An 8,674-nucleotide genomic window follows, 5' to 3' on the forward strand; every position below is an offset into this window, starting at 1 on the left:
TCCGTGCATGGCGGAGGCGGACGTCCGCCTCCGCCATGCACGGAGACCCTGGCGGACGCACGCGCACCTCCGCGCGCGTCGGCCTCCTGGGTCATCAGGGTCAGGCTGGTGAAGACGAGGGCCAGGGCGCCCATCAGGATGGATCGCTTGAGAGCAGGCTTCATCTTGGAGGCTCCGTTAGGGTGTCGCGGGGGCGGTGTCGGTGGCGACGATCTCGATGCGGTGGTCGTCGCTCGTGGGGGTGAAGGTGAAGACCGCGTCCTCGGGCCGGGCGGTCGTGTCCCAGGTCAGGTTGGCCACGAATTGCGGCTCGCCCGGCACATCCTTGGTCGTGATCACATAGCGCAACGGCAAGGGGGCGTCCCCTTGCGCGATCCAGATCTGCCAATCGACGTCGGTCTGGCGGAAGGCATAGTGATCGGCCAACTGGCCCGCGATCCGGCTGGTGCCGATGTGCATGGCATCCCGGATCGCCCCGGAGGCGTCGTCCTCGCCGCCCCAGTGGAAGAGATCCACGAGCGGCAGCTCGATGTCGAACTTGGACTGGACCTTGTCCAGCATCTCGCGAATGGTGGGCGGGGCCGGGACCGAGGCGTAGTAGCGGGTCTCGGGCGCCACCAGGGTGAAGGTCTGGCCGTCGTAATAGATCTCACGGGCCTTGCGGTCGGTCTCGACGTCGGCGCGCAGCCGGTCGGGGCGGCGCACCTGGAGCTCGACGGTCTTGGTGAGCTGAATCTTCTGACCGGAGTCCAGCACCTCGTCGATCGCGTCATCGACCCGCACGCTGAAGGACTGGAGCGTGCGCAGATAGGCGCCCATGCGCACGAGGGCCTGCATGGCCGCGGGTTCGATGACAGGCATGCCGGGGAGCTGGACGGGCTCCCGCGCCGGCGCCTCGGCGAGGAGCACGGGACTCGCGCTGGCGAGACTCGCCAGCAGGAGCGCCGTCAGGGACTTGGCAAAGGGTTTCATGCAGCGGTCCTCTTCTGGGTTGCGGATCGGATGCGCGATGGCCTCGCGCGGACTCCTTGGTGGGGTGAACCGTCTTCGGACCCATCAAGTTGGGCGTGGCTTGGCATGGAGATAGTCGGCGTAGCGGATCGGCATCCGGGCCACGCTCACGCGCTGTCCAGGGAGGCATCGGACGAAAAGTCCTGGAGCAGTCCACGGGCACGTCGCGCGGCCTCGATCACCTCGATGCCCGCGCGCGACGCGATCTCGTCGAAGCGGATCAGCGGCGGCCGCCGCGACAGCTCCATCGCCGCGATCAGGGTCTTGCAGGCGTCGGAGCCGAGGTACAGGTCCAGCTCCGGTTGCGAGGTCCATTCTCCTACCAGCATGAAGGAGTCTGGCTCCTCGATATCCTCATGGAGCCGGCAGCCGACGCAGCCCGGCGCGACCCGCGTCGGCTCAAGGAGCGCTCGGACAGTCTTCAGGAAGTCGTCGCGGGCGGAGGGCGCGACCAGGACGCTCAAGGAGAATCGAATCATTGGACTCGACGACACTCGGATGGACCATGCGACTATCTAAGCAAGAGCCCCGCCAACTTCGAGGTGGTCCATCAAGGGCTTCGCACCATCCGCCGAATCAGCGACTTGGAGAGACCACCTGTTCGTTCCCAAAATAGAGCGGACACCCGAACCTCCGATATGTCGGAGTTAACACGAGACGTCGGATCGCCATCGTGCGTCGGGCATCCGCCGATGGCGGTCGCGGGATACGCCGCGATCCAGACTTTTGATCGATAATTAAAAATTGAAGTGACAAGTCCGCCGCCGGCGGCCACCAACCAGGGGAGTCCGGGACATGAGCAAGCACGCCAGGAAGAGCCAGAAGACAAAAGACGGGACAGAGAACCAGGACGCCACCAAGATCAAGGCGAAAGTCTATGACCGCGAGCTGGCGACGCTGCATGTCGAGCTGGTCAAGCTCCAGGAATGGGTGCGCCACCAGGGAGTCAAGGTCTGCCTCGTCTTCGAGGGGCGCGACGGCGCCGGCAAGGGCGGCACCATCAAGGCCATCACCGAGCGGGTCAGCCCACGTATCTTCCGGGTGGTGGCCCTGCCGGCGCCGACCGAGCGCGAGCAGAGCCAGATGTACATCCAGCGCTACATGCGCCATTTCCCGGCGGCCGGCGAGGTCGTCATCTTCGACCGCAGTTGGTACAACCGCGCCGGGGTCGAGCGGGTGATGGGCTTCTGCACCGAGGCGCAGACCGAGCGCTTCCTCCAGATGACCCCCATGGTCGAGCAGGCGATGATCGACTCCGGCATCATCCTGCTCAAGTACTGGCTGGAAGTGAGCCCCGAGGAGCAGACCCGGCGCCTAGAGGCGCGTATCGAGGACGGGCGCAAGCTCTGGAAGCTCTCGCCGATGGATCTTAAGTCCTACAGCCGCTGGTACGACTACTCGCGGGCGCGCGACGCCATGCTCGCGGCCACGGATACCGATTTCGCGCCCTGGCATGTCGCCCGCTCGGACGACAAGAAGCGCGCCCGGCTCAACATCATTCGCCACCTCCTGACCCAGATCCCCTACGAGGAACTGCCGCGCGAGCGAATCGCCCTGCCCAAGCGACAGAAACCCGATGGGTATCGGGAGCCGGACCATCCGCTCAAGGTCATCCCCGAGCTGTACTGAGGGCGATGGATGTCGAGCCCAGCCGCGACCAGTCACGATGGCACCATGCCGGTCGGCCATGCGAGGGCCGACGCGGAAACCTGGCGCCGGCCAGATCCGGCGGAACTGGCGCACGCCGAGCGCCTGGCATTCGAGCGCCTGCTCGGGGATCTGTCGGCGCTCTTCACCGACCTCCCCGCCGGGCGGCTGATCGAGGAGATCGAGCAGGCCCTCGCGCGTCTGCTCGAATTCCTCGATTTCGACCGCGGCTCGTTCGGCGAATTCGTGGGCGACGACGGGCCGATCGAGGTGCTGTGCTCGGCGGCCCGCAACGGCGTCGAGCCCCTTCCGCGTGCCCCGATGCCGCCGCTGCCCTGGTATTTCAAGGCATTGCGCGCGGGCCAGATCATCGTGCTTCCCGAGATTCCCACGGATCTTCCGTGCGAGGCCACGGCGGAGACTGCGTACTGCCAGCGTGTCGGGCTCAAGTCCAATTTGACCATTCCCCTGCGGGTCGGCGGCCGGATCATCGGCGCGATCGGATTCAACGCCTTTCGTCGCACTCGTTCCTGGCCGCAGGATCTGGTCGTCCGACTCAAGATCGTCGGCGAGGTGTTCGCCCAGGCCCTGGCACGCAGCCGCCGCGAGGCCGAGCTGGCGGCGGCGCTCGCCGAGATCACGCGGCTGAAGGAGTGTCTCGAAGCGGAGAACCTCTATCTGCGCCAGGCTGGCTGCGCGCGGACCGGACGGGCTCTGACCAGCCGCTCGCCCGTCTTCATCCAGGTGCTGGATGAGATCGCCCAGGTTGCCCCGACCCATGCGGCCGTGCTCCTGCTCGGCGAGACCGGCACCGGCAAGGAGGTGCTGGCGGACGCCATCCACCGCCAGAGCAAGCGCCACGACCGGCCCATGATCAAGGTCAACTGCGCCGCCCTGCCCGCCTCCCTCATCGAGTCCGAGCTGTTCGGGCGTGAGAAGGGCGCCTACACGGGGGCCCTGGCCCGTCAGCGGGGGCGTTTCGAGCTGGCGGACCACGCGACGCTCTTTCTCGACGAAGTGGGCGAGCTTCCGCTCGAACTCCAGTCGAAACTGCTACGGGTGCTTCAGGACGGCTCCTTCGAGCGTGTCGGCGGCATCCAGACCATTCAGTCCGACGTGCGCCTGATCGCCGCCACCAATCGGGATCTGGCCGAAGCGGTCGCACGCGGCGTCTTTCGCGAGGATCTCTACTATCGGCTGAACGTCTTCCCCATCCAGGTGCCCCCACTGCGCGAGCGTCGCGAGGACATCCCGCTGTTGGCCTGGGAGTTGATCCAGGCGCTCGGCGAGTCGATGGGCAAGCCGATCGAGCACGTCGCCGAGGAATCCATGGCGGCGATGCTCGACTATCCTTGGCCGGGAAACGTGCGCGAGCTGCGCAACCTCATCGAGCGGGCGATGATCCTGACCCGCGATCGAACCCTGAGGATTCAGCTTGGCCGCGTGCCGGTAGCGCCGAAGCCCTCGCCCGCTACCCTGGAGTCCAACGAGCGTGCGCATCTCCTGCAAACCCTGGAGCTGACCGGCTGGCGGATCCGCGGTGCCGGCGGCGCCGCGGAGCGGCTCGGGCTCAAGCCGACCACGCTCGAATCGCGGATGAAACGGCTGGGCATCGGACGCCCTGGATCGGGTCAGGCGTAGAAACTCCGATATGTCGTGGGCGCCAGTTTCCTTGGTGCCTTTCGGTCAGTCCAGGGAGTCCTTCCAAGCCACTGATCTGGCTCGATTCGCCGCACCGAGCCAGGCTTCGCGCGCGGTTGGCAAAGGATTTGCGTATATTTAGGCAGGTCTCGCGGTGGCACTTGGGTGTGACCGCGGAGTCCGGTGCGCGAACTAACCAACCGCTCTCGGGAGGGTGCCAGATGAGCAATCGACAGACCTTTACGCTGGCCTTGACCCTCGCCAGCGGTGGCTCAGCCAGGCCGCTCCGGCCGTCGAGGACGCGGACTTTCGCCTCGATACCACCGCGAGACTCCATGAGGCGTGCTCGGTCGGGTCGGAGGCGGCGGAGTACGCGGTGGCCCATCAGGCGTGCCGTGCCTTCCTCCAGGCGACCGTGCAGTACCACGACGAGATCAGCGACCGTCGCAAGCTGAAGCGTCTTGTCTGTTATCCCAGGGGCGCGACCATAGAGAATGCCAAGCAGGCCTTTCTCGCCTGGGGTGACGCGCACGCCAAGGATGCGGGGTTGATGGCCGAGCCGCCCGTGGTTGGCGTGGTGCACGCCCTTGCGGCCAAGTATCCATGTCGGAAATAGCCGTGCTTCGGTACGGCCTTGGCGTCCCATCGCGAAATTCAGGAGCTCATGCCATGAAGAAGAACCTTGCCCTGCTTGCGAGCCTGTCGCTGGCGCTCTGCCTGTCCGGCTGCGGGACCACGACTGGAAGCCGCGCTGGGAGCGGCGCGGCCATGGGTGCCGCTGGTGGTGCTCTGATCGGGTCATTGAGCGGAGACGCTGGCAAGGGCGCCCTTATCGGCGTGGGCGCCGGGGCGATCGGCGGTTATCTCTACGATCAGCATCAGAAGGGCTATATCGACTGAGTCCTTCGGCCAGGTTCGCTGGGTGGCTCGCCGCGCCCCCCCCAAGAGCCAAGACATCCTTGGACCAAGGGCCAATTCACAGACGATCGACAGAGGAGAGACTCCGTGCCCGAGAAGATTCCAACGCCGCTGAACGCCGACCAGCTCACCAAGCTCGACGCCTACTGGCGCGCCTGCTGCTATCTGGCGGTCGGCATGATCTATCTGCGCGACAACCCGCTGCTCAAGGAGCCGCTCAAAGAGGAGCATCTGAAAAGCCGCCTGCTCGGTCATTGGGGCGCGAGTCCTGGTCTGTCCTTCATGTACGTGCACCTGAACCGCATCATCAAGGCGCACGACCAGGAGGCCATCTTCCTCGCCGGCCCCGGCCACGGTGCGCCCGGCGTGCTCGCCCCGGTCTATCTGGAAGGCACCTACTCCGAGATCTACCCCAACAAGAGCGAGGACGAGGAAGGCATGAAAGCCTTCTTCAAGCAGTTCTCCTTCCCCGGCGGCATCGGCTCGCACTGCACGCCCGAGACCCCCGGCTCCATTCACGAGGGCGGCGAGCTGGGCTATTCCATCTCGCACGCCTTCGGTGCCGCCTTCGACAATCCGAACCTCTTGGTCGCGGTCGCCGTGGGCGACGGCGAGGCCGAGACCGGGCCGCTCGCCACCTCCTGGCATTCGAGCAAGTTCCTCAACCCCATCCGCGACGGCGCGGTGCTGCCGATCCTTCATCTCAACGGCTACAAGATCAACAACCCGACCCTGCTCTCACGTATCCCCAATGAAGAGCTGGCCGATCTCATGCGCGGCTATGGCTGGACGCCGCACTTCGTCGAGGGCGATGACCCCATGGTCATGCATCAGGTGATGGCGGCCACGATGGATGCCTGCCACGCCGAGATCCGCGCCTTCCAGCAGGCCGCCCGCGCCAGCGGTCGGGCCACCCGCTGCCATTGGCCGATGATCGTACTGCGCACCCCCAAGGGCTGGACCGGCCCCGCGTCGGTCGACGGCCACAAAGTCGAGGGCTTCTGGCGCGCCCATCAGGTGCCGCTCTCGGGGATGCACAACAACCCGGCGCACTTGAAGCAGCTCGAAGACTGGATGCGCAGCTACAAACCGGACGAGCTATTCGACGCGAAGGGCACGCTGATTCCGGAGTTGAAGGCGCTCGCCCCCGAGGGCACGCGGCGCATGAGCGCCAGCCCCCACGCCAACGGCGGACTGATCCGCCGGGCGCTGCGGATGCCGGACTTCCGCGACTATGCGCTTGCGGTCGAGAAGCCCGGCACCATGCGCGCCTTCAACACCAAGCCGACCGGCGCCCTGCTGCGCGATATCATGGCCAAGAACATGGACAACTTCCGTGTCTTCGGCCCGGACGAGAACAGCTCCAACAAGCTCGACGACGTCTACGCCGTCAGCAAGAAGCTCTGGCTCTGCGATTACAAGCCGGAGGACGCCGACGGCGGCGAGCTGTCACCCGATGGCCGGGTGCTGGAGATGCTCTCCGAGCACACGCTCGAAGGCTGGTACGAGGGCTATGTGCTGACCGGGCGCCACGGCTTCTTCGCCACCTATGAAGCCTTCGTCCACGTCATCGACTCCATGTACAACCAGCACGCCAAGTGGCTGGCGATCTGCGAGGAGATCCCCTGGCGCGCGCGCATTTCCTCGCTGAATCTGCTGATAACCTCCACCGTCTGGCGTCAGGACCACAACGGCTTCACCCATCAGGACCCCGGCTTCCTGGACGTGGTGGTCAACAAGAATCCGGAGGTCACGCGCATCTATCTGCCGCCGGATGTGAACACCCTGCTGTCCACGGTCAATCACTGCCTGAACAGCCGCGACGACATCAACGTAATCGTCTGCGACAAGCAGAATCACTTGCAGTACCTGGACATGGACGCCGCCATCAAGCACTGCACCAAGGGCATCGGCATCTGGGACTGGGCGAGCAACGACCAGGGCAGCGAGCCGGATGCGGTGCTCGCCGGCTGCGGCGATATCCCGACCAAGGAGGCCCTGGCCGCCACCGCCCTGCTGCGCGAGCACTTCCCCGACATCAAGCTGCGCTTCATCAACGTCGTGGATCTCTTCAAGCTCCAGCCCGCCGGCGAGCATCCGCACGGACTCACCGACGCGGACTTCGACAGCCTCTTCACCAAGGACAAGCCGGTCATCTTCAACTTCCACGGCTACCCCTGGCTGATCCACCGCCTCGCCTACCGCCGCACCAACCACAAGAACCTGCACGTGCGCGGCTACAAGGAGAAAGGCAACATCAACACCCCGCTGGAGCTGGCGATCCAGAACGAGATCGACCGTTTCAGTCTCGCCATCGACGTCATCAACCGGGTTCCGCGCCTACAGGTCTCGGGCGCGCATGTGAAGGAGAAGTTGCGCGACATGCAGATCGACTGCCGCAACTACGCCTACGAGCATGGCATCGATAAGCCGGATGTCGATGAGTGGGTTTGGCCCTATTGAATATGCCTCGCGACCAGGTCGGTCGCTTTGGGCACCTGGCCCCAGGCGACCGGTCTGGCCGCCCCGAGGTCGTGCGAGACAAGAGGACAACCGAGGAGAGCGTCAATGACCGAGCCGAGCCACCCAACCACCGTCAGTCTGGCCGATGAGGAAGGGGTCAGACGCATCCTGGTCGACACCGTTTTCGGGCTCTGGACCCTCGTCAACAACCTGACCCGGCTGCGGCCCTCGAAGCGCGAGCGCTTCCGGGTGACCATCTTCGGCTCGGCGCGCACCCAGCCCGGACACTGGGTTTATGAGGAGGTCAAACGCCTCGCCGCCGAGCTGGCCAGCATGGACGGCGACATCGTCACCGGCGGCGGTCCGGGACTCATGCAGGCCGCCAACGAAGGAGCCGCGGCACGTCGCGACCACGCCACCATATCCAATCCGCCCTGGCACCCGCTTCCCGACGGGTGTCAGCGTCACGGCGGATGGCGTCAACGTCTGCATCTACGGCCGGCATGCCACCCGCGCCGAACGTCCAACCACCAACCACCAACCACCAACCACTCATAACCCTGTCCCGGAGGACACCATGACCGAAATGTCACATGAAGAAGGTACGCTCGTCACCATTCTCGACCGCTTCGAGAAATTCCGGCTCCCGCGCGCGCTCGATATCAAGGCCAAGGTCGACCGCGGCGAGGCGCTCGACGACTCCGATATCGAGCACCTCAAACACGTCATGGAAGACGCCGAGCACATCAAGCGGTTCGTGGACAAGCGACCCAAATTCGGGCCGCTGTATGCCCGCGCGGTCCATCTCTACAAGGAGATCACGGACAAGGCGCTAGAGAACGAGCAAGACGCCTGACAGACCGCCTGGCCGCCTCAATGCCCGCCCAGGACCAGGGTCTGGATTGGCAGCAGCAGGGCCTGGATGCGCAGGATCATGGCATGCACCAGGCCGACCGTGTCGATGGCATGCAGCCCGAAGCGGCGCCAGAAACCG

General features: G+C 65.4%; 9 protein-coding genes. 7 read left to right on the plus strand and 2 right to left on the minus strand.

Features of this window, described 5'->3' with window-relative positions; genetic code table 11:
* Positions 1–177 precede the first annotated feature (177 nt).
* Together CKO27_RS22690 and CKO27_RS22695 are read right to left on the minus strand one after the other, a co-directional pair.
* Positions 178–972, minus strand: coding sequence for a DUF2092 domain-containing protein (locus tag CKO27_RS22690; RefSeq protein WP_200377192.1), 795 nt, complete (start codon positions 970–972; stop codon positions 178–180).
* Between the two features lie 146 nt (positions 973–1,118).
* Entirely contained in the window at positions 1,119–1,490 is a 372-nt protein-coding gene (locus CKO27_RS22695; RefSeq protein ID WP_200377193.1) for a putative quinol monooxygenase, read from the minus strand.
* Positions 1,491–1,806: 316 nt separating this feature from the next.
* Between CKO27_RS22695 and ppk2 the strand changes: the two genes are divergently transcribed.
* From ppk2 to CKO27_RS22730, 7 genes are all read left to right on the plus strand, one after another.
* Positions 1,807–2,640, plus strand: a complete 834-nt coding sequence (gene ppk2 / locus CKO27_RS22700; protein ID WP_200377194.1) for a polyphosphate kinase 2 — start codon at positions 1,807–1,809, stop codon at positions 2,638–2,640.
* 9 nt (positions 2,641–2,649) lie between these two features.
* Positions 2,650–4,299, plus strand: coding sequence for a sigma-54-dependent Fis family transcriptional regulator (locus CKO27_RS22705; RefSeq protein WP_200377195.1), 1,650 nt, complete (start codon positions 2,650–2,652; stop codon positions 4,297–4,299).
* 214 nt (positions 4,300–4,513) lie between these two features.
* A complete protein-coding gene (locus CKO27_RS25230) occupies positions 4,514–4,915 on the plus strand; it encodes a Rap1a/Tai family immunity protein (protein WP_200377196.1) in 402 nt (133 codons plus the stop codon).
* A 53-nt stretch (positions 4,916–4,968) separates the two neighbouring features.
* Positions 4,969–5,199 (plus strand): YMGG-like glycine zipper-containing protein, encoded by a 231-nt coding sequence (locus tag CKO27_RS22715; RefSeq protein ID WP_200377197.1) that lies wholly within the window; start codon positions 4,969–4,971, stop codon positions 5,197–5,199.
* Between the two features lie 105 nt (positions 5,200–5,304).
* A complete protein-coding gene (locus CKO27_RS22720) occupies positions 5,305–7,680 on the plus strand; it encodes a phosphoketolase (RefSeq protein WP_200377198.1) in 2,376 nt (791 codons plus the stop codon).
* A 105-nt stretch (positions 7,681–7,785) separates the two neighbouring features.
* On the plus strand, positions 7,786–8,238 hold the full coding sequence (locus tag CKO27_RS22725) for a hypothetical protein (RefSeq protein WP_200377199.1): 453 nt from the start codon (positions 7,786–7,788) through the stop codon (positions 8,236–8,238).
* A 19-nt stretch (positions 8,239–8,257) separates the two neighbouring features.
* Complete coding sequence (locus tag CKO27_RS22730) at positions 8,258–8,536, plus strand: hypothetical protein (protein ID WP_200377200.1); 279 nt, start codon at positions 8,258–8,260, stop codon at positions 8,534–8,536.
* Positions 8,537–8,674: the final 138 nt, after the last annotated feature.

The organism is Thiocystis violacea (genome assembly GCF_016583575.1).
Lineage (GTDB): Bacteria > Pseudomonadota > Gammaproteobacteria > Chromatiales > Chromatiaceae > Thiocystis > Thiocystis violacea.